This is a genomic window from Paenirhizobium selenitireducens ATCC BAA-1503 (assembly GCF_900492185.1).
GTDB lineage: Bacteria > Pseudomonadota > Alphaproteobacteria > Rhizobiales > Rhizobiaceae > Allorhizobium > Allorhizobium selenitireducens_A.
Window position 1 is genome coordinate 329,611 of record NZ_UEYP01000002.1, and the last position, 18,974, is coordinate 348,584.

Sequence of the window (18,974 nt, forward strand, 5' to 3'; positions counted from 1 at the left end):
TGTCGCTCAGAGGAACTCGGTGAGGGCTTCGCGCGACTGCAGGGTGAGGAACTCGATCGCCACGCCTTCGAGGAAGTGGCGCACCACGCGACCACGCATGTTGCCGAGCTGCACGGCCGTGCCGATCGGTGGTCGGATGTCGATGTCGACGGCCGCCCCCGACAGCGACAGGTCCATCAGGCGACAGGGATAACGGCGGCCGTCCTCGAGCTTGAGTTCGGTGCGGGTGACGCGCGGCGTCAGGCGGTCGTGGCGGCGGTCTTCGGGAAGGCCAAGTTCGTGCTTGTTGGCGATCCACGTCAACTGCGCGGCCAGCTTTTCGCGCTTGCGTCCCGTCGCGTTGATCGACATGACGAAACCGCCCTCGACCAGCTTGATGACGGTTCCTTCGACGCGCCCGAGATGATCGATATAGGCGATGACCCGTTCATTGGGCTGCGGGCAACCGGCACAGGCGAAGCGCACGTCGCCCGGCGACATGTCTACGACCTTGCAGACATACTCTTCGTAATTGGCCAGCATCAGCCGGCCTTGCAGGTTCACGGCTACGCGTTGGAACGCCCGCCGTTGAGCAGGAGAGACAAGACCGCCATTCTGTGCCGCCTGAGAAGAATACATGGTGCGGTTTCTGAAATATTTCTCTACCGTTAAACAATTACCGGCAAGCCGTTAACATATCGTTTTGCGCGGCGCGCCGATCCTTGGTATCCGCGGGATCATACTGTGGAATTAAGGTTAATTCTTTCTGAGTGTTGCGAGCTTCGCGCCGCTATGGCAAATGACGGTCATCAACTTCCCGAAGGATGGCCTTCGGCACCAATTTTCGGGTACAGGTTCGCTCCTGATTTACCCAACGAAGCCGTCCGCAAGCCCGGACGGCTTTTTTTTATGGCGGCCGTCGTTTATGCAGCTTCGAGAAACTTGTGAAGGTGCGCGCCGCATGGATGAACTGCCGCCGAGATCGCCTCGTGGCGAAGAGCCCCCCGAAGGGCAAGATGGACCGCCGGCGCAACGCGTTCCGGTGTTTAATCTTCCCTCCGGCATTCTTATCGTCTTGGTCGGCCTCGGCATCATCTATGCCGTGCAGTCGCTGCTGCTGTCGGGTGCCGCTGCCGAATGGCTCGCCGTCACCTTCGGCTTTTCTCCACTGCGCTATGTTCATCCGCTGTCGGAGCAGGGCTATGAGTGGTTCTGGACGCCGGTGACCTATTCCCTGCTACACGGGAGCATCGAGCATCTCGCCTTCAACGGATTGTGGCTTGCCGCCTTCGGCACCCCCGTTCTTCGGCGAATCGGCAATCTGCGCTTCGTGATCTTCTGGATCGCTTCGGCGGCCGCCGGCGCCCTGGTGCATGCGGGCTTCAACTGGGGCCAGCCGACGATCATGATCGGGGCGTCCGGCGTGGTGTCCGGCTTGATGGGAGCTGCCTGCCGGTTTGCCTTCGGCACGTCCGGTCGCACGCTGCAGCATCATGTCGGCTTTCAACCGCCGTTGCTGTCGATCGGCGCGGCGCTGTCCCTGCGCACTGTGCGGGTGTTCATCCTTGCATGGTTCGCCGGCAATCTGGCGATCGCGCTCGGACTGCCGCTCTTTGGCGAGCTGGCCGGCACGATTGCCTGGGATGCGCATATCGGCGGTTTCCTGTTCGGCTTCCTGCTCTTTGCCCCGTTCGATCCGACGCCGGCGCGCAACCGATCCTTTTAGCTGCATTGCAGGTATATTGCATTCCGCTGAGATAACGGGCACCATTTTCTCCGTTGCGGCCGCGCAGGGGAATGCGGCTGCAGCCATTGCGCAATGAATGCCAGGGAAATGAATGCCAGGGAGGAGTGAATGTCTGTGTCAGTCAGGAGCATACTGGACGTCAAGGGCCGGGACGTCGTGACCATCGGTCCGAATGTCACTCTCACCGAAGCTGCCCGGATACTCGACGAACACAAGATCGGTGCCGTCGTCGTCGTCGGGATGGAAAACCGGATCGTCGGCATCTTCACCGAACGCGATCTTGTGCGCTCGATCGGCCGTGCCGGCGCAAGCGCGCTGGACCAGCCGGTCTCCGCCATGATGACCGCGGACGTCTATCGCTGCCGGGACGACAGCACGGTCAACGAACTGATGGAAATCATGTCCAGCCGCAGGTTCCGCCACGTGCCCGTCGAGGAGAATGGCAAGCTCTGCGGCATCATCTCGATCGGCGACGTGGTGAAGTCGCGCATTCGCGAAGTGGAGATCGAGGCCGAGCAGATCAAGGCCTATATCGCCAGCTGAGGGCGCGCGACCGGTCGGTTCCCACCTCAAACTCGTTCCGCTGGCGCCGCACGGGCCGGGTGCTAGCGGGCGAAGGCTTCCTGCATCCGCTTCAGCTCACCGATGCGGGCCTGTGCCTCCTCATAGCCGCGGTCGATCGCCTCACCGGCCTTGTGGAACTCGGAAAGACCGATCTCGTTGACGCGCGGGTGAAGCGCAAGGTCCGGCGGATCGCCGGCGAGGCGGGCGCGTGAAATGCGATCCTGGATGATGTTGAAGGCCTGGACCATGACACTGGTCAGGCCGAGCTTGTGATGGTCCTTCGGCGGCTCTGCCAGGCTGTCGGGCAGTTCGCTGGCTCGGTGCTTGACGACAGCGGAGCGGCCGAACACATCATATTGCAGGTTGACCGCCATGACCAGCGGCTGCTCATAGGCGCGGCACACCGAGACCGGCACCGGATTGACCAGCGCGCCGTCGATCAGCGTTCGATTGTTGCATTTGACCGGCTCGAAAATGCCGGGAAGCGCATAAGACGCGCGCAGCGCAGTGATCAGGTTGCCGCCGTCGATCCACACTTCGTGGCCGCTGTTGAGTTCGGAGGCCACGGCGACGAAGGGCTTGGGCAGGTCCTCGACCATCAATCCTTCGAGGTGCTCCTGCATGCGCTTGGTCAGCCGCATGCCGCCGAGCAATCCGCCGCCGCCGATGGTCAGGTCGAGCAGCGACGCAATCCGCCGCATGGTGAGCGAACGGGCGAAGGCTTCGAGTTCGTCGAGTTTGCCCGCAAGATAGCAGCCACCGACCAGAGCACCGATCGAAGTGCCGGCGATCATGCCGACCTCGATCTCGGCCTCGTCGAGCGCGCGCAGCACGCCGATATGCGCCCAGCCGCGAGCGGCGCCGCCGCCGAGCGCCAGGGCGATCTTTGTCTTCCTGGGCTTTTCGGGTTCTTTGACCGGCGGGATGGCGCCGGTTGGTCCATCACCGGCCGGCTGCAGTGAACGCGTCGCCGTACCGTTCCTCAAACTCCAGTTCAGCATCTGCGCACACCCTCATGGCTGAACAACTCCAGTACACTATTAGCGCACCGGATACTTACCATTTCGTTTCGTGCACGGGCTGCTGTGTCCGATTCCGGTCCATCAGGCCTTGTCAGGCCCGCCGTAGACCGCGCCAGGATCGAAATGACGATGATTGTCGGTCATTTCAAGGCGCGCAGCGCCGTCTGCGAGCGTGACGCTACGATAGAAGCAGGAGCGCCGGCCGGTATGGCAGGTGGCATCATGGCCGGCGACCTCGACTTTCAGCCAGACGGCGTCCTGATCGCAGTCGGTGCGCATTTCCCGGACCGTCTGCAGATTGCCTGAGCTTTCGCCCTTCTTCCATATCCTGTCGCGCGAGCGGCTGTAATAGTGGGCTATGCCGGTTTCGAGCGTCAAGGAGAGCGCCTCGGCGTTCATGTGCGCGACCATCAGCAGTTCGCCATCGCGCGCATCGGTTACGACGGCGGTCAGCAGGCCGTTGGCATCGAATTTCGGCGTAAAGCGACCATCTTCCTCAAGCGCATGCTTGTCGGCGGGCGGAGGATCGAAGGAGACAGCCATTGATGGGACCTCAAGAGGAAAAGCGGTCAGCGGCCCCGCACCATCGACATGAACCGTGCCTGTTCGGCGGCATTGTCCTTGAAGACGCCGGTAAAGGTGGTGGTGAGTGTGGTGGAGCCGGATTTCTGCACGCCGCGCATGGCCATGCACATGTGCTCGGCCTCGATGAAGACGGCGACGCCCCGCGGCTTCAGCGTTTCGTCGATCGCTGCGGAAATCTGGGCGGTCATGGCTTCCTGGGTCTGCAGGCGCCGACCGAACACTTCCACGACGCGGGCGATCTTGGATAGCCCGAGAACGCGGCCGTCCGGAAGGTAAGCCACGTGCGCCTTGCCGATTACCGGCAGCATGTGATGCTCGCAATGCGAAAAAAACGGTATGTCGCGCACGACGACGATGTCGTCATAACCGGCAACCTCCTCGAAGGTCGTGCCGAGCACATCCTCGATATCGGCATCATAGCCGGCGAAAAGCTCGCGATAGGCATTGGCGACGCGCTTCGGCGTGTCGAGCAGGCCTTCGCGTGCCGGATCGTCGCCGGCCCAGCGCAGCAGAACACGCACGGCGTTTTCCGCCTCTTCGCGGCTCGGGCGCTTTGCGTTCGGGGCGAGTTTGTTGACGATGGCATCCATGCCCATGGTCTCCCGGTCCTTGAGGTTCCGGACCGCCTGTTTCGACTTTTCCGCTTGTAAATGCGTAACTCGGCTCATCTTGGCAAGTCCGTTCTTCCAATTCTCGCTCCGGCGCGGTCAATTGCGCTTGATTTGTTTGGACCGAGTTCTGACCTTACATATAATAGCGACTTGGGACGTGTGAAGGAACACGGGCGCAACAGAGTGTCGCGCATGTGACGACAATCCACCGCGCACGCAACGACGTATAGACGTTTCAGGAAAGTGCCAGGCCGACCATGGACGACATCTACAATTCCAGGATCCTCGAATTTGCCGGCAACATCGAGCGGGGCGGCAAGCTCGCCGACGCCGATGCCAGTGCGGAGAAGCACTCGAAACTGTGCGGATCGCGGGTCAAGGTCTATGTGAAGATGGCTGATGGCGTGGTCAGCGATTTTTCCCACGAGGTGAAGGCCTGCGCGCTCGGGCAGGCATCGTCATCGATCATGGCGCGCCATGTCGTCGGCGCGACGCCCGCCGAGATCCGTCAGGCGCGGCAGGACATGCTGGCCATGCTGAAGGAGGGCGGCGAGGGGCCTTCCGGCCGTTTCGAGGACATGCGCTTTCTCAAACCCGTCAAGGACTACAAGGCCCGCCACGCCTCCACCATGCTGACCTTCGAGGCGGTGGTCGACTGTCTCGACCAGATCGATGCGAAGGACGCGGCCGTCGCCGTGGCCGGCTGAGATGTGCAATTCTCCCGATTGCGGGCATTCCGGCCAGGAACCGGGCGGTCCTGGCCGTTCCCGCAATTGGTCGGGACCGTTTCGAAAGACGCCCGACCGGCTGCTTGGCATGGGCCTGATCCGCCTCTACCAATTGACCCTGTCCAGCATCGTCGGAAGTTCGTGCCGTCACATGCCGACCTGTTCCGAATACGGCTACGAGGCGATCGCCCGTCATGGGCTGTGGTCGGGTGGCTGGCTCACTCTGTTTCGAGTCGGACGTTGCGGCCCGGGCGGCACCTGGGGTGTCGATCCGGTGCCGGAGACGCTGCCTGGCAATGTGCGCTGGTGGGCGCCCTGGTCCTTTTGGCGCGTGGGGCGCAAACAGGGCGAGAAGGAGCGCTGATCTCATGCCCATGCCGATGGAATACAGGCAGGCGTCGCGGGATTTCGACAGGTTCATGGAAGACTTGCGCGACACCTCGATGCTCGCGACCACGCACCAGGCCTATACGATGCTTCAGGGCGTGCTGCAGGTCTTCCGCAGACGCCTGACCGTGCAGCAGGCGCTTCGCTTCGCCGATGTCCTGCCGCCCGTGCTCCGGGCGATCTTCGTCAGCGACTGGAACGTGGAGGAGCCCCCGAGGGCGTTTGCATCGGCTGCGGAGTTGAACAGGGAGGCACGGGAACTGCGCCCGGACCACAATTTCTCCACCGAAACCGCCATCGCCGATGTGGCATCCGCCCTTCGGCGCCATGTCGATGCCGCGGCGTTCGAGCGCTTGCTTGGCCAATTGCCGCCGGCGGCACGGGCCTTCTGGACGCCGTGATCGCCCAACATAATCTTTACTCACGCCCGGTTTGGCATTATCAACCGGCCCGTTGATGGTCGGCGAAGCCGGCCTTTTTTTACCACCCGCATTCGTTGGCGGGACTGGATAAGGAGCAAACCATGTCAGAATCCGTTTCCCTTACTTTCCCCGATGGCTCCGTCCGCGCTTATCCTGCGGGCACGACCGGTCGCGAGGTCGCCGAGGCGATTTCCAAGTCGCTGGGCAAGAAGGCGCTCGCGATCACGCTCGACGGAACGCTGCGCGACCTGTCCGACCCGGTCGAGACCGGTGCGATCGAGATCGTGACCCGCCAGGATCCCCGTGCGCTGGAACTGATCCGCCACGACACGGCCCACGTCATGGCCGAGGCGGTCCAGGAATTGTGGCCCGGTACCCAGGTGACCATCGGTCCGGTGATCGAAAACGGCTTCTATTACGATTTCAAGCGCGTCCACCCGGACACCCGCGAGGACTGGCCCTTCACGCCCGAAGATCTGCCGAGGATCGAGAAGCGGATGAAGGAGATCATCCAGCGCAACAAGCCGTTCACCAAGGAAATCTGGTCGCGCGACAAGGCCCGTGACGTCTTCGCCGACAAGGGCGAGGCCTACAAGGTCGAGCTGGTCGATGCGATCCCGGCCGACCAGGACCTGAAGATCTATTTCCAGGGCGACTGGTTCGACCTTTGCCGTGGGCCGCACATGGCCTCGACCGGCCAGATCGGCACGGCCTTCAAGCTTATGAAGGTGGCCGGTGCCTATTGGCGCGGCGATTCGACCAAGCCGATGCTGACCCGCATCTACGGCACGGCATGGGCCGAGCAGGAACAGCTTGACAACTACCTCCACATCCTCGCGGAAGCCGAAAAGCGCGACCACCGCAAGCTCGGCCGCGAAATGGACCTGTTCCACTTCCAGGAAGAGGGACCCGGCGTCGTGTTCTGGCACGGCAAGGGCTGGAGCATGTTCCAGTCGCTGGTCGCCTATATGCGCCGCCGTCTCGCCGGGACCTATCAGGAGGTCAATGCACCGCAGGTTCTGGACAAGTCGCTGTGGGAGACTTCGGGCCACTGGGGCTGGTACCGCGACAACATGTTCAAGGTGACGGTCGCCGGTGAAGAAACCGATGACGAGCGGGTCTTCGCGCTGAAGCCAATGAACTGCCCCGGCCACGTACAGATCTTTAAGCACGGCTTGAAGTCTTACCGAGAACTACCTGTTCGCCTTGCGGAATTTGGCAATGTCCATCGCTATGAGCCGTCCGGTGCCCTGCACGGCCTGATGCGTGTGCGCGGATTTACCCAGGACGATGCGCATGTGTTCTGCACCGACGAGCAACTGGCCGCCGAATGCCTGCGCATCAACGACCTCATCCTCTCGGTCTATGAGGATTTCGGCTTTAGCGAGATCGTCGTGAAGCTCTCCACCCGCCCGGACAAGCGCGTCGGCTCCGATGCGCTCTGGGATCGCGCGGAAAGCGTCATGATGGAGGTGTTGAAGCAGATCGAGGCGCAGTCCGGCGGACGCATCAAGACCGGCATTCTGCCGGGCGAGGGCGCCTTCTACGGTCCGAAGTTCGAATATACCCTGAAGGACGCCATCGGCCGTGAATGGCAGTGCGGCACGACCCAGGTCGACTTCAACCTGCCGGAACGTTTCGGTGCCTTCTACATCGACCAGAACTCGGAAAAGACTCAGCCGGTGATGATCCACCGTGCAGTCTGTGGCTCGATGGAGCGTTTTCTCGGTATCCTGATCGAGAACTATGCCGGGCATATGCCGCTGTGGTTCGCACCGGTTCAGGCGGTGGTAGCGACGATTACCTCGGAAGCCGACGAGTACGGCAAGGAAGTCGCCGAGGCCTTGCGCGAGGCGGGTCTCTCGGTCGAGACCGACTTCCGCAACGAGAAGATCAACTACAAGGTCCGCGAGCACTCGGTGACCAAGGTTCCGGTCATCATCGTCTGCGGCAAGCGCGAGGCGGAGGAGCGCACCGTCAACATCCGCCGTCTCGGTTCGCAGGACCAGGTGCCGATGACGCTGGACGAGGCGATTGCATCGCTCAGCTTCGAGGCAACGCCTCCGGACTTGAAGGGCAAGCTGGCGGCCAAGGCTGCCAGAGGCTGAGAACCCGCCAGAGGGTGCGGTCGCCGCGCGACCGAACCAGAAGACGAGAAAAGGGCCGCCCGGATCTTTCGGGCGGCCCTTTCCATGAGGGCGGGCACTCTATCCGGTGAGATTCGTTGGGCACCGGCCTCGCCGATTACTGGGTCAGCAGGATTTCGACGTCCTCGTTGCGGCCGGCGTCCACTGCAAAATCCTTCTGGTAGATCTTGTCCTTGTTGCGCGCAACGGCGGTATATTCGCCTTCCGCCAGCACCATGACCGGGAAGGCGCTGACGCTTTCGGCGACGATGTCGCCCGAACCCGCCAGCACCGACCAGGCGGTGTCGGCAATCGCCTCGCCGCCGGGTTCCGACACCAGCTTGAGATTGATCTGCGAAGCATGGTGCTGCATCACCGCCTCGGTCAGCTTGCCTGCCTCGACCTTGATGTCGGCCCGGACCACCGCATTGACCGAACCATATTCCGAAACGATGTGATAGGTGCCGGCGTTGAGACGGACGATCGCGTTCGGCGGCACGTCGGCCAAGACCAGACCGCGTTCACCGTCGGCCAGAGCCTCGGAAGAATAGACGTCGAACTTGAGTTCCTTGGCCGGTATCCGCGTATCGGGCCCCGAGACGGCGTTGAGGATGATGCCGCCGGCATCGAGGACCATGACTTGCTTTTCCATCTCGCCATCGCGTGGGACGGTCAGCTTCTTGGTCGCACCGGCGCGTCCAAACGAGACATTGACGAAATAGTCGCCGGGTGCGAGCTGGAAGTCGGCGGAGCCGCCCTCGGCGCTGGCCAGCAGCGGCAGCTTGCCGTCGGGGCCTGGGATCGGGCTGAACACCCGCCACGACAGACCCTGTTGCATGGCCTCGCCGTCATTGGTCAATCGTGCCTCGAGGCTGACATTGCGCGAGGTCGATGGCGGGATGGTCCCGCCCATATTGGCCGAGAAGGCGTTGAGCTTCGGCATCTTGACCGAGCCGTCCAACTGCTTGAAGGCCTTGAAAGCGTCTTCGCCATGGGCCGGCGTCAGGGCAAGGAATACCGTCGCCACGACGGAGACGGAGCGGGCAGCATGCATTAGGCAACTCATGGGTGACACGGCAGGTTGACTTCCTCTCCAATGGAAGCAAGTTCAATCCCAATGCGGTGGCAATTTCAAGACGTCGCAGGTGCCAGAAAAGCCGTGAAAGTGTCTGAATATGAAAAATGATATCAAGCTGATCGATTATCTCGCAACACGCCGCTCGGTCCCGGCCTTCCAGATGTGCGAACCGGGTCCTTCGACCGCCGAACTCGAACAGATCCTGACGCTGGCCGTGCGCGTTCCCGACCACGGAAAAATCGCGCCATGGCGATTCGTCGTTTATCGCGGCGCCGATCGCGCCCGTATCGGCGAGGCGCTTCTGGCCATGGCGCTTGAGAAGAATCCCGAACTGTCCGAAGAGATGATCGGCGTCGAGCGCGCCCGCTTCACCCGGGCGCCTGTGGTGATCGGCGTCATCAGCACCGCCGGTCCGCATGTGAAGATTCCCGAATGGGAACAGCTGATGTCGGCGGGCGCGGTCTGCCTCAACCTGCTGATGGCCGCCAATGCCCATGGCTATGTGGCGAACTGGCTGACCGAATGGTTCGCCTATGACGAGAAGGCTTATCCGCTGCTCGGCATCAAGCCCGGCGAGAAGGTCGCCGGCTTCATCCATATCGGCTCGACGACCTTCCCGGTCACCGAGCGGCCGCGCCCGGCGCTGTCCGACGTCGTCACCTGGGTGGGCGGCGAAGGCTGATGTTCTACGATACCGTAAGCAACGCGCACGGTCTGGCGCACGATCCCTTCAAGGCGATCGTCGCGCCGCGGCAGATCGGCTGGATCGGCACGAAGGGGCGGGACGGATCGTTGAACCTTTCGCCCTATTCCTTCTTCAACGCGGTGAGCGACCGGCCGAAGATCGTCATGTTCTCGTCGAGCGGGCGAAAGGACACGCTGCGCAATGCGACCGAGACCGGTGTTTTCTCGGTCAATTATGTCAGCGCCGATCTGGTTGCCGCGATGAACGCTTCGTCTATTGCCGTGCCTTACGGCACGGACGAATTCGCCCTTGCTGGCCTGACGCCAGTCATGGGGCGTCTGGTCGAGGCGCCTTTTGTCGGCGAGGCCTATGCCGTGCTCGAATGCCGGGTGACCGAAATCCATACGCTGAAGACGATCGACGGCACCGATAGCGACAGCCATGCCGTGTTCGGCCAGGTGGTCGCCATCCATCTAGACGAAAGGGTCATCCGCGACGGCCGGTTCGACGTGGCGCTCGCCCGGCCGGTCACCCGACTGGGCTACATGGATTATGCCGAGGTGCAGCCGGTCTTCGAACTCCTAAGGCCGAAGCCGCCCATTGGCGGCGATCAGCCATAGGCGGCGGCGATCGCCGGCAGATGGTCCGAGGTCTCGGTGATCAGTGCGGTAAACCCGTCGCGGCGGGCCGCGGCGCAGGCGCGTTCCAGGTCTTCGCCCGCAAGGGAAGGGTCAAGCCAATCGAGCGCCGCCACTCGAGCCTTGGCCGCGCCGAGCAGGGTTAGCCCTCGGCTGAGCGCAACGGGCGCCGACTCGTCGCCCTGCTGATCCGGCGAGCCCGGAACCTGCAGCTCTGCAGCAAGGGCCGTGGCAGCGCGGCCGACGGCCCTCAGGCGCGGCGTCCGGCCGGCAAAACTTGCGAACGAAAGCAGGCCCGAGGCATTGTCGCCGATCATGGCGATCAGCGGGGTCTCGCCGGGTTCGCGCCCTGCCATCGCTTCGGCGACCGCGAGCGCGACATCGAGCCTCTGCAGCTCCGTTCCATCGGCGACGCCCGAAAGGACGATGCCGTCGGGGCGAGCCGGGATCAGGATTTCCAGTCGCTCGTCGAGCGCGTCGTTGTCGAGTGACGAATCGACGAGGGCGAGCAGAGGCGTTTCGCCGTCGACGTCCCTGCGGTGGGTCATGAAGAGTGCCGCCGCCTGCCAGTCCGCAATCGAACCTCCGGGGATAGTGACCAGCGCATCGGCTGAAGGCGCCAATTGGCCGGCATCATCCGTCGCCCGCACCACCAGGAGAGAAGACAAAGGCTTGCCGCCGATGCTGAGGCTTGAAGGGATGGGCAAAGGGACCTCGCGGTTAACGGACATGGTGAACCAAATCTTAAACACTTTCCCGCTAGCGTGAAGCATGGCTGATCGGCCAGGCGTTTTTCTCTTCGGGGATTGGGTTTTTCAGTGATCGTGGCGGCTTTTCTTCGGTGGGTGGAAACGGCAAAGGCAGGGGACAGGGCGCGCGCGGCCAATGCACTGGCTAGGGCCTTTCTGCGCTCGGCCATGGCTCCTCAGGAGCGCCGCGCCGCGCATGTGGCGCTGATCTATCTGCTCGATGATCCGTCTCCGCGCGTCCGGTTAGCGCTCGCCGAGGTTCTGGCAGGTTCGTCCGAGGCACCGCGCGGCCTGGTGGTGTCGCTTGCCGAGGACCAGCCGGAAATCGCCGCTCTGCCTATCCTGAACTCGCCGGTCCTGACCGATGCGGATCTGGTCGATCTGGCCGGACGTGGCAGCGCCGCGACACGCGCACTGATCGCTGCGAGGGCGGGCTTGTCCCGCGGCGTCGCGGCAGCACTTGCTGAAATTGGCGACGCCGAGGAAGTTGTCGTCCTGCTGGAAAACCCGACGGCACAAATTGCGCGGCTGACCTTGAAGCGCATCGCCGAGCGACATGGCGCAAACGACGGCGTACGGTCGCTGCTGCTCGAGCGTGCCGACCTGCCGGCTGCGGTGCGCCAATTGCTGGTGCAATGCGTCGCCGAGGCTCTTTCCGGTTCCGCCTTCGTCCGGGCGGCGATCGGCGTGCGCCGGATCGAGCGGGTGACGCGGGAGGCAGGACATGCTGCGACGATCGCCATCCTGGGCAATGTCACGGCCGATGAATTGCCGGTGCTGGTCGAGCATCTGCGCGCCGAGCGCCGACTGACGCCCGCCTTACTGATGCAGGCCCTGTGCCTGGGCCGGACGGATTTCTTTGCCGCGGCCATTACCCTTCTCTCGGGTGTTGAGGAGCGGCGGGTGCGCTCCATCCTGGCGACGGCACGCCACCATGCAGTGCGCGCCCTCATCGAATCGGCTGGTCTCGCGCGCGAGGTCAGCGCCGTCTTCGTCGAGGCCATCCTGCTTTGGCGCAATGCGGTCCACAGCGCCAGCGACGAAACCGACAATATCGCCCCGCTGCTGGCCGAGCGGCTTCAAGGTTCCGTCCCGCATTCCCCGTCCGCTTGTGAACTGATCGAGATGGTGGCCAAGCTGGCCGTCGCCGAAGAACGACGGCGCGCCCGCGACTACGCGACGAGCCTGGCTCTTGTCGCCTGACATCGATGTCGGTTCTCGTTCCGGTTCACGGCGAGATCTTCTTGGCGACCCAGGAATAACCGTCTGCAACGACATGCAGCGGGGTTTCGAACACCATGCGGATGTCCTGCGTATCGGGTAGAACCTTGCGGATCTTACCGACGGCGCGTGCGGCCAGCGACTGGCGTTCACTTTCCGGCAGGCTTGCTGCCGGTCCTGGAAGCGGGGTCGGGTCGGCGATTGCCGGCTTTGCCGCGCCTGCTGGGGGCGCGGCGACCTCCGCCTGCGTGTCGGGCGGCTGGCAGACCGCAACGAGCATCGGATAGCTGACACCCGAATAGCCCGCCAATATCTTCTCCGAGGCGGCGTCGCAGAGCGCGACCGAGACGAAGTGTTCCTGCGCGGTGGCGACGTAGTGGCACTGGGTCACGCTGTCGTCGCAGCCGAGGATGGTCATGACGATGAGGGCGGTCTGCATGGGCTGGTCCGGTGTTGATGGTGCGCGGAGGCGGGGTCGATAAAGCGAGTTCAAACAGAGGATTGCAGCCAAACCAAGACCGGGTGATCCGGCCTGTGACTTGCGGCAGCTTTAACTCCGCGCGTGGACGGAGGGTGTTTCCGCGGGGACGGGATCGCCGGCATAGGGGCCCGTTAGATCTTCGCTCGCAAGGCCTGCCGCGCCGGTTCTTGCCGGATCCGCCAGCGCCACTTCTCGGATCCACTCCCGCCAGATCGAGACAATCAGCGCCATCAGCACCGGGCCGATGAACAAACCGAGAAAGCCCATGGTCTTTACTCCGCCGACCAGACCGAAGAAGGTGGGCAGAAAGGGCAGCTTGATCGGTCCGCCGACGAGCCGTGGACGGATTGTCTTGTCGACGATGAAGAGTTCCACGGTGCCCCAGACGAAAAGGGCGATACCCTGGATATAGGCGCCGCTGGCGACGAGATAGATTGACACCAGCGTGAAGGATAGAGGCGCACCGCCCGGTATCAACGCCATGACGCCGGTGAGCACGCCAAGCGTGACGGGCGAGGGGACGCCGGCCAACCAGTAGGCGATGCCGAGCACGATGCCCTCTCCGATGGCGATCAGGGTCATGCCGGTCACCGTCGAGCTGATGGTGGCCGGGACGACGCGGGAGATGCGTTCCCATCGCGTCGGAAGGATGCGTTCGCCCAGAAGGTCCAGCTGGCGCGAGAAGTTGGAGCCGTCACGATAGACGAAGAACAGGGCGATCAGCATGAAGAGCAGGGTCAGAGCCAGATGGAAGACGCCATCGCCGGCGGCGACCAGGGCCCGATAGATATTGCCGATATTGGCGCCGCTGACGATCTGGATGAGCTCACCGATCGCTCCGGGAGAGCCGATATGTTCCCGCCACTTCTCCGAGAGCCACTCGCCGACGCCGGGAAGCCGGGTGATCCACTCCGGCGGGGGTGAACCGATCCGGTTGACCTCGAGCGTCCAGCCGATCCACTGACGCAGTTCCTCGACCGTATAGGCGATCGCGATTCCGATCGGGACGATCAGGAAGGCAAGAATGGCGAGCAGCGCCAGCGTTGCCCCGACAGTCGTATTGCCCCCGACCACTTCAAGAAGCCGGCGGTAGAGGGGCCAACTGGCAAAGGCGATGACCAGTGCGGCGAGGACGGGCACGGCGAAACCATGGAAGAAGTAGATCGCGGCAATCACGATCAGCACCAGCAGCCAGCGGGCGGCTGAAATCGGCGTGATGAGGGCTGATCTGCTCGGGGTGGTCGGGCCCAGCCAGCGGGGGCCGGGTTGCGGCTTGGGTTCTTCGGCCTTGCTCACGTCTCTACCGGTCCATTTTCTGTGTCGCCCAGCATATGGGGCATTCTCCGCGGGCACGCAAGGACGCTTAAGGCAAAGCCGGCGGCGCCGGTGAAGTCCGGCATATGAACGGCAGGAAGGAACTGGCCGCACCGCCGTTCATCGCCATCAGCGTGAGCGCGTTGGCGAATTCCATATCGCCTGGCGATGTCGGGCATATGTCGGCGCCGTTCGAACAGCCGGCAGCGATGAAATCGCGATTGCCGCGGATGAAGCCGTCGGTGATGTCGCGCCCCTCAAAGACCTTCAGCAGATCGGTGAAAGCCCGGTGGTAGCGATCGCATTTCTCGATCGTCCAGGCATCGGGCGCTGCAACCTCCTCCTGGCTTCCGGCGCTTGCGCTGGATGGGGCGAGGACCAGTCCCGAAAGGAGGATCGCGGTGGCGGGCCGGAGTTTCATCTCAACTTTCCCACCCGGGCCTTCGTCCGTCAGATATCGAGATTGTCGGCGAAGGCCGCACGCTCCTGGATGAAGCGGAAGCGGGCCTCGGGCTTCGTACCCATCAGTGCGTCCACGGCATCACGGGTGCCCTCGAAGTCCACGTCGTCGATATCGACGCGCAGCAGGGTGCGCTTTGCCGGGTCCATGGTGGTTTCCTTGAGCTGCGCCGGCATCATTTCGCCCAGGCCCTTGAACCGCCCGACCTCGACCTTCTTGCCCTTGAACACCGTCTCCATCAGTTCGGCGCGGTGCGCGTCGTCGCGGGCATAGACGCTCTTGGCGCCCTGACGGATGACATAGAGCGGCGGCACCGCGAGATAGAGATGGTTGCCGCGGATCAGCTCGGGCATTTCCTGGTAGAAGAAAGTGATCAGCAGCGAAGCGATGTGCGCGCCGTCGACGTCGGCATCGGTCATGACGATGATGCGCTCGTAGCGCAGGTCTTCCTCGCGGTACTTCGTCCGCGTGCCGCAGCCGAGCGCCTGGATGAGATCGGCAATCTGCTGGCTGGCGGTCATCTTGTCGCGGCCCGCGCTGGCGACGTTGAGGATCTTGCCCCTGAGCGGCAGGATCGCCTGATTGGCGCGGTTACGCGCCTGCTTGGCCGAGCCGCCGGCCGAATCGCCTTCGACGATGAACAATTCCGCGCCTTCCGCCGTGTTCTGCGAGCAGTCGGCGAGCTTGCCGGGCAGGCGTAGCTTGCGCACCGCCGTCTTGCGGTTGACTTCCTTTTCCTTGCGCCGGCGAAGCCGCTCCTCGGCGCGCTCGATCACCCAGTCGAGGAGCTTCGCCGCCTCGTTCGGATTGTCGGCGAGATAGTGGTCGAAGGGGTCGCGCAGTGCATTTTCGACCAGGCGCTGGGCCTCGACGGTCGCCAGCTTGTCCTTGGTCTGGCCGACGAATTCCGGCTCGCGGATGAAGACCGACAGCATGCCGACGGCGGAAATCATCACGTCGTCCGTGGTGATCTCCTTGGCGCGCTTGTTCTGGGTTAGCTCCGCATAGTTCTTCAGGCCCTTGGTCAGCGCGATTCGCAGGCCGGCCTCGTGCGTGCCGCCTTCGGCCGTCGGGATCGTGTTGCAATAGGAATGCACCATCGGGTCGCCGCCATACCAGGTGATCGCCCATTCCATCGCGCCGTGGCCGCCGGACTTTTCGGTCTTGCCGGCAAAGATCTCGCGGGTAACGGTGAATTCCTTACCGAGCGTCGCCGCCAGATAGTCTTTCAGGCCGCCGGGGAAGTGGAAGACCGCCTTTTCCGGAATGTCGCCGCCTTCCGGCACCATGCCCGGATCGCAGGACCAGCGGATCTCGACGCCGCCGAACAGATAGGCCTTGGAGCGGGCCATGCGGAAGATCCGGCCCGGATCGAATTTCGCGTGGTCGCCGAAGATCTGCGGGTCGGGATGGAATCGAACCCGCGTGCCGCGGCGGTTGTGCACGTCGCCCAATTCTTCCAGCCCGCCGAGCGGCACGCCGCGCGAAAAGCGCTGGCGGTAGAGCTTGCGATTGCGCGCCACTTCCACTTCGAGAAGGTCGGACAGCGCATTGACGACCGACACGCCGACGCCGTGCAGGCCGCCGGAGGTCTCGTAGGCCTTGCCGTCGAACTTGCCGCCGGCATGCAGCTTGGTCATGATCACTTCGAGCGTCGACTTGCCGGGCACCTGCGGATGCAGTTCGACCGGAATGCCGCGGCCGTTGTCGGTGACGGTGAGGAAACCTTCGGCATCGAGATGCACGTCGATGAAATCGGCATGGCCGGCCACCGCCTCGTCCATCGAGTTGTCGATGACTTCGGCAAACAGGTGATGCAGCGCCTTCTCATCCGTGCCGCCGATATACATGCCGGGACGCATGCGCACCGGCTCCAGTCCTTCGAGTACGCGGATCGACGAGGCGCCGTAATCACTCTCGCTCGATGTGGCGCCGGCCTTGGGTGCGGTGGCAGCCGGACGCGGCGTTTCGGCCCTGGCCGCAGGCGAGGGGGCGTCCACCGGCTTGGGGGCAAGCGGCAGGGCGGCGAAAAGATCGTTGTCGTCCATGGCGTCGTTCAATAATCTGTCCGTTGCGTCAGCGTCGTCGGCAGGGAGCCGGGCGTCGCAAGCTGCCTTTCGCCTGCGTCGCTCTTGCGAATCAGCGGGATCATGCCAGAAAGGCGGGGCAGGCGCGACGTTGCCGGCAGGCTGCCGCGTGATATTCCTCCAAGCTTTGCGGGTCCCCGTGGGCGAAGGCAAGGCCTGAGGCAAAAAGGAGTGCCAGCTTCCATGCAGATGTCCACAGTTCATTTCCGCCGTTGGGTCGTTTTGCTCTTTCTTGCGGGGCTGTTTGCGGGCAATCCGGTGCAATCGGAAACGCTTCAGCCGTTCAAGGATGCGCTGTTTTCCCAGCCGAACGTGCTGGAAAGTCGCGACGGCGGCGATTTTGAGGTGGTGGACTATCAGGAACTTCGCGACATCAACGGGCGTGACCAGATCCCCGAGCGGCGGGTCAAATCGAATTATGTCGATCTCGGCGTCAGGCGCCAGCAGGTGAACGAGACGCTGCAACTGCCATCCGGCAAGCTGGACGTTGCCCGCGTCGGTCCGGCGGACGGCGCCGCCTTCACCGTGATCTTCATCCACGGCCGCGGCGGCGACCGGCGGCTCGGCATCAACGATTTTTCCTTCGGCGGCAATTTCAACCGGCTGAAGAACCTCGCGCTCAAAAATGGCGGCGTCTACTACGCGCCGTCCGTGCCGTCCTTCGACGCCGCCGGCGTCACCGCGATTTCCGGCCTGATCGCCCATGCCGCCGCCCGCTCTCCCGCCCGGCCGGTGGTGCTCGCCTGCGCCTCGATGGGCAGTTTCATTTGCTGGGGCGCCGCGCGCGATCCTGCAACGGTCGCCCATCTCGCCGGCCTTGCCATTCTCGGCGGCGCAACCGACCCGTCCTTCATCGGCAGCGCGGGCCACAAGGCGAAGCTCCCGGTCTTCTTCACCCATGGCAGCCGCGACAGCGTCTATGCCTCGGCCGACCAGATCGGGCTTTACGACCGGCTGCACAAGGCCGGCTATCCGACGCGCTTCACCCTGTTCGAGACCGGCTCGCACGGTACGCCGGTCCGCATGAGCGACTGGCGCGCGATCCTCAACTGGCTGCTGGCTGCGCGGTGAACTGGCGGCCTGCACGCGGGCATTGCTAATTCATGCCTTAAAATCGCGCCGGATTTTCACCATATCGCCCGATTAGCAGGCGAATCGCAGCCGTCGCGCTTTTCATCTTCCCCCCGATTTGCTAGGTCCGGCCCAACGTAGCTGGGGTGGGTTTTGACCATGACGACACCGAATGTCCGTCCGCTTGTCGCGGGCAACTGGAAGATGAACGGCACGCGGGCCTCGCTTGACCAGATCAAGGCCATGGCCGAGGGCGTGAAAGGTCCGCTGTCGGAAAAGGTCGAGACGCTGATCTGCCCGCCGGCAACGCTGCTGTATGTGGCGACCGCGCTCTGCGACGACAGCCCGCTCGCCATCGGCGCCCAGGATTGCCACCAGAATGCCTCGGGCGCCCATACCGGCGACATCTCGGCCGAGATGATCGCCGACTGCTTCGGTACCTATGTGATCGTCGGCCATTCCGAGCGCCGCACCGACCATGCCGAGACCGACCATCTGGTGCGGGCGAAGGCCGAGGCCGCCTACGCCAGCGAACTGACCGCGATCGTCTGCATCGGAGAGACGGCCGACGAGCGCAAGGCCGGCCAGACGCTGGACATCCTCAAGCGCCAGCTCTCCGCTTCGTTGCCCGACGTCGCCACCGCCGAAAACACCGTGATCGCCTATGAGCCGGTATGGGCGATCGGCACCGGCTTGACCCCGACCACCACCGATGTCGAGGAGGCGCATGCCTTCATGCGCGCCGAACTGGTCAAGCGCTTCGGAGCGGAGGGCCAGAAGATGCGCATCCTCTATGGCGGTTCGGTCAAGCCCTCCAACGCCAAGGAACTGATGGGCGTCGCCAATGTCGACGGCGCGCTGATCGGCGGGGCCAGCTTGAAAGCCTCCGATTTCCTCGCCATATACCGTGTCTATGAGGAACTTACCGCCTGAAAAGGCGGTGGTTGCTGCCCGTAAGGGCTTTCATTGCCGTGGCCTCTCATGTAAAGAGCGGCCAACCGATTGATTATGCCCCTTTC

General features: G+C 63.4%; 21 protein-coding genes. 11 read left to right on the forward strand and 10 right to left on the reverse strand.

Going from position 1 to position 18,974, the window contains the following annotated elements:
* Nucleotides 1–6: 6 nt before the first annotated feature.
* Entirely contained in the window at nucleotides 7–618 is a 612-nt protein-coding gene (locus RHIZ70P_RS05345) for a PilZ domain-containing protein (protein WP_115669344.1), read from the reverse strand.
* A gap of 322 nt (nucleotides 619–940) precedes the next feature.
* On the opposite strand from RHIZ70P_RS05345, the gene RHIZ70P_RS05350 reads away from it, so the two are divergent.
* The gene (locus tag RHIZ70P_RS05350; protein WP_115669345.1) at nucleotides 941–1,705 is read left to right on the forward strand and encodes a rhomboid family intramembrane serine protease; all 765 of its coding nucleotides are present in this window, start codon (nucleotides 941–943) and stop codon (nucleotides 1,703–1,705) included.
* A gap of 129 nt (nucleotides 1,706–1,834) precedes the next feature.
* Entirely contained in the window at nucleotides 1,835–2,269 is a 435-nt protein-coding gene (locus RHIZ70P_RS05355; RefSeq protein ID WP_115669346.1) for a CBS domain-containing protein, read from the forward strand.
* Nucleotides 2,270–2,331: 62 nt separating this feature from the next.
* Here the strand turns inward: RHIZ70P_RS05355 and RHIZ70P_RS05360 are convergent, their stop codons facing one another.
* From RHIZ70P_RS05360 to folE, 3 genes are all read right to left on the reverse strand, one after another.
* The gene (locus RHIZ70P_RS05360) at nucleotides 2,332–3,291 is read right to left on the reverse strand and encodes a patatin-like phospholipase family protein (protein ID WP_115669347.1); all 960 of its coding nucleotides are present in this window, start codon (nucleotides 3,289–3,291) and stop codon (nucleotides 2,332–2,334) included.
* A gap of 102 nt (nucleotides 3,292–3,393) precedes the next feature.
* Nucleotides 3,394–3,855, reverse strand: a complete 462-nt coding sequence (gene hisI / locus RHIZ70P_RS05365) for a phosphoribosyl-AMP cyclohydrolase (protein ID WP_115669348.1) — start codon at nucleotides 3,853–3,855, stop codon at nucleotides 3,394–3,396.
* Nucleotides 3,856–3,881: 26 nt separating this feature from the next.
* Entirely contained in the window at nucleotides 3,882–4,487 is a 606-nt protein-coding gene (folE, locus tag RHIZ70P_RS05370) for a GTP cyclohydrolase I FolE (protein WP_115669527.1), read from the reverse strand.
* A 278-nt stretch (nucleotides 4,488–4,765) separates the two neighbouring features.
* On the opposite strand from folE, the gene RHIZ70P_RS05375 reads away from it, so the two are divergent.
* From RHIZ70P_RS05375 to thrS, 4 genes are all read left to right on the forward strand, one after another.
* Nucleotides 4,766–5,215, forward strand: a complete 450-nt coding sequence (locus RHIZ70P_RS05375) for an iron-sulfur cluster assembly scaffold protein (protein WP_115669349.1) — start codon at nucleotides 4,766–4,768, stop codon at nucleotides 5,213–5,215.
* Nucleotide 5,216: 1 nt separating this feature from the next.
* Nucleotides 5,217–5,600 (forward strand): membrane protein insertion efficiency factor YidD, encoded by a 384-nt coding sequence (yidD, locus tag RHIZ70P_RS05380; protein ID WP_115669350.1) that lies wholly within the window; start codon nucleotides 5,217–5,219, stop codon nucleotides 5,598–5,600.
* Nucleotides 5,601–5,604: 4 nt separating this feature from the next.
* Nucleotides 5,605–6,024, forward strand: coding sequence for a DUF2267 domain-containing protein (locus RHIZ70P_RS05385; RefSeq protein WP_115669351.1), 420 nt, complete (start codon nucleotides 5,605–5,607; stop codon nucleotides 6,022–6,024).
* A gap of 122 nt (nucleotides 6,025–6,146) precedes the next feature.
* Nucleotides 6,147–8,153 (forward strand): threonine--tRNA ligase, encoded by a 2,007-nt coding sequence (gene thrS / locus RHIZ70P_RS05390; RefSeq protein WP_115669352.1) that lies wholly within the window; start codon nucleotides 6,147–6,149, stop codon nucleotides 8,151–8,153.
* Between the two features lie 136 nt (nucleotides 8,154–8,289).
* Here thrS and RHIZ70P_RS05395 read toward each other — a convergent pair whose 3' ends face one another.
* On the reverse strand, nucleotides 8,290–9,237 hold the full coding sequence (locus tag RHIZ70P_RS05395; RefSeq protein WP_419178272.1) for a hypothetical protein: 948 nt from the start codon (nucleotides 9,235–9,237) through the stop codon (nucleotides 8,290–8,292).
* Nucleotides 9,238–9,346: 109 nt separating this feature from the next.
* Here RHIZ70P_RS05395 and RHIZ70P_RS05400 point away from each other — a divergent pair, with 109 nt between their 5' ends.
* Both RHIZ70P_RS05400 and RHIZ70P_RS05405 read left to right on the forward strand, forming a co-directional pair.
* Nucleotides 9,347–9,931, forward strand: a complete 585-nt coding sequence (locus RHIZ70P_RS05400) for a nitroreductase family protein (RefSeq protein WP_115669354.1) — start codon at nucleotides 9,347–9,349, stop codon at nucleotides 9,929–9,931.
* Complete coding sequence (locus RHIZ70P_RS05405; RefSeq protein WP_115669355.1) at nucleotides 9,931–10,554, forward strand: flavin reductase family protein; 624 nt, start codon at nucleotides 9,931–9,933, stop codon at nucleotides 10,552–10,554. Before RHIZ70P_RS05400 ends, RHIZ70P_RS05405 begins: the two co-directional genes overlap by 1 nt.
* Here RHIZ70P_RS05405 and RHIZ70P_RS05410 read toward each other — a convergent pair.
* Nucleotides 10,545–11,240, reverse strand: a complete 696-nt coding sequence (locus RHIZ70P_RS05410; protein WP_181903947.1) for a hypothetical protein — start codon at nucleotides 11,238–11,240, stop codon at nucleotides 10,545–10,547. The two genes, RHIZ70P_RS05405 and RHIZ70P_RS05410, sit on opposite strands and share 10 nt — an antisense overlap.
* Before the next feature lie 150 nt (nucleotides 11,241–11,390).
* Here RHIZ70P_RS05410 and RHIZ70P_RS05415 point away from each other — a divergent pair, with 150 nt between their 5' ends.
* Nucleotides 11,391–12,524 carry a DUF2336 domain-containing protein gene (locus RHIZ70P_RS05415; RefSeq protein ID WP_115669357.1) on the forward strand — a complete coding sequence of 378 codons (1,134 nt, stop codon included), beginning with the start codon at nucleotides 11,391–11,393 and terminating at the stop codon, nucleotides 12,522–12,524.
* Between the two features lie 25 nt (nucleotides 12,525–12,549).
* Here RHIZ70P_RS05415 and RHIZ70P_RS05420 read toward each other — a convergent pair whose 3' ends face one another.
* The 4 genes from RHIZ70P_RS05420 to parE form a co-directional block, all read right to left on the reverse strand.
* Nucleotides 12,550–12,981: a hypothetical protein gene (locus RHIZ70P_RS05420; protein WP_115669358.1), complete on the reverse strand. Its 432-nt coding sequence runs from the start codon at nucleotides 12,979–12,981 to the stop codon at nucleotides 12,550–12,552.
* Between the two features lie 111 nt (nucleotides 12,982–13,092).
* Nucleotides 13,093–14,319, reverse strand: coding sequence for an AI-2E family transporter (locus tag RHIZ70P_RS05425; protein ID WP_115669359.1), 1,227 nt, complete (start codon nucleotides 14,317–14,319; stop codon nucleotides 13,093–13,095).
* 67 nt (nucleotides 14,320–14,386) lie between these two features.
* Nucleotides 14,387–14,758, reverse strand: coding sequence for a hypothetical protein (locus RHIZ70P_RS05430; protein WP_115669360.1), 372 nt, complete (start codon nucleotides 14,756–14,758; stop codon nucleotides 14,387–14,389).
* A gap of 29 nt (nucleotides 14,759–14,787) precedes the next feature.
* Nucleotides 14,788–16,845: a DNA topoisomerase IV subunit B gene (gene parE, locus RHIZ70P_RS05435; protein WP_115669361.1), complete on the reverse strand. Its 2,058-nt coding sequence runs from the start codon at nucleotides 16,843–16,845 to the stop codon at nucleotides 14,788–14,790.
* 222 nt (nucleotides 16,846–17,067) lie between these two features.
* Here parE and RHIZ70P_RS05440 point away from each other — a divergent pair, with 222 nt between their 5' ends.
* Both RHIZ70P_RS05440 and tpiA read left to right on the forward strand, forming a co-directional pair.
* A complete protein-coding gene (locus tag RHIZ70P_RS05440; RefSeq protein ID WP_115669362.1) occupies nucleotides 17,068–17,955 on the forward strand; it encodes an alpha/beta hydrolase in 888 nt (295 codons plus the stop codon).
* A gap of 159 nt (nucleotides 17,956–18,114) precedes the next feature.
* Nucleotides 18,115–18,888 carry a triose-phosphate isomerase gene (gene tpiA / locus RHIZ70P_RS05445; RefSeq protein WP_115669363.1) on the forward strand — a complete coding sequence of 258 codons (774 nt, stop codon included), beginning with the start codon at nucleotides 18,115–18,117 and terminating at the stop codon, nucleotides 18,886–18,888.
* Nucleotides 18,889–18,974 lie beyond the last annotated feature (86 nt).